Genomic DNA, 1,322 nt, shown 5'->3' with positions numbered 1-1,322 from the left:
CTCGCTCTTCTGCTCCTCAGCAGCTACGTCATAACCGGCAGCTTTGGCATCATGTTCAATCAGAAGGCTCTGGATCCGATCTTCGCCTATTTGGTCGCCCTTATTTGTGTGGACCGCGGCAGCACACGGTTTGCGCCTGTCGTTCGGAGCTAACGTCTGCAGGCCCTGACGTCTCAGGCCGCCGTATTGGTTTCGGCGCCGGTGAAGGCCAGATCCGAGACTTCACCGGTTGAGGAATAGCCGGAGACGAGCTCCGCCAACATCGCGCGTGCCGCGACCATATCGTTCCGATCCAATACCGCATTGAGCGAGTTGAGCTTTTTCGAAAGCTCCGGCCAGAAGAGGAAATCCTCGCGCGCCTTCATAATGCGAGGATGTTCGGTTGTTTCAGGGTTGTCGCCGATCAAAAGTTCTTCGTAGAGCTTCTCGCCGGGCCTGAGGCCGGTAACGGAAAGCTCGATATCCCCTTCAGGATTGTCATCGTCGCGGAGGGTCAGCCCGGAAAGCTCTACCATCTTGCGGGCGAGATCGGCGATGCGCACGGGTTCTCCCATGTCGAGCAGGAAAACATCTCCACCCTCGGCCATCGCGCCAGCCTGGATGACGAGTTGCGAGGCTTCCGAAATGGTCATGAAGTAGCGGGTTATCTCAGGATGTGTCAGGGTAACGGGGCCGCCTTCCTTGATCTGCTGCCTGAAAAGCGGCACGACGGATCCGGACGAACCGAGTACATTCCCAAAGCGGACCATGGAAAAATTGGTTCGCATTCTGTCGGTCGTAGACTCCGCTGCGAGCGCCTGCAGAACCATCTCCGCCAGTCTCTTGCTGGCCCCCATCACGTTCGTGGGGCGTACGGCCTTGTCTGTACTGATCAGCACGAAATTCGAAACGCCGCATTTATTGGCCGCGCGCGCCGTGACCAGCGTACCCATGACATTGTTCTTGATGCCTTCCACGGCATTATGTTCGACAAGGGGCACATGCTTGTAAGCGGCTGCATGATAGAGCGTGTGTGGTCGCCAGCTCTGCATGATATGTTCCATGCGATCCTGGTCGCGAACGGAACAAAGAATTGGGACGATCTGCAGATCTTCTTGTCTGTACAGCTCGGCCAGCTTCTGCAATTCGGCATGGATATTATAAAGCGCAAACTCGTTCTGATCGAGGAGGATCAGGGTGGAAGGCTCGTTGCGTAGAATCTGGCGGCACAACTCGCCGCCGATCGAGCCACCAGCACCCGTGACCATAACCACCTTTTTACGCATCGCCTTGTCGAGCAACTCCTGCCGTGGCGCGACCGCTTCTCTCCCCAGCAGATCTTC

At 57.0% G+C, this 1,322-nt stretch carries 1 protein-coding gene and 1 pseudogene; one reads left to right on the top strand and one right to left on the bottom strand.

Going from position 1 to position 1,322, the window contains the following annotated elements:
• A pseudogene (locus AC1D1Z_RS37505) lies at window positions 1-153 on the top strand (O-antigen ligase family protein); the annotation flags it as partial.
• Between the two features lie 20 nt (window positions 154-173).
• Here the strand turns inward: AC1D1Z_RS37505 and AC1D1Z_RS37500 are convergent.
• A partial coding sequence (locus AC1D1Z_RS37500; RefSeq protein WP_477853894.1) for a UDP-N-acetylglucosamine 4,6-dehydratase family protein occupies window positions 174-1,322 on the bottom strand: 1,149 nt, incomplete at its 5' end.

The organism is Rhizobium sp. P1_E1 (assembly GCF_056406015.1).
Note: the sequence above shows the minus strand (reverse complement) of the source record. Positions and strands in the feature narration are given on the sequence as shown.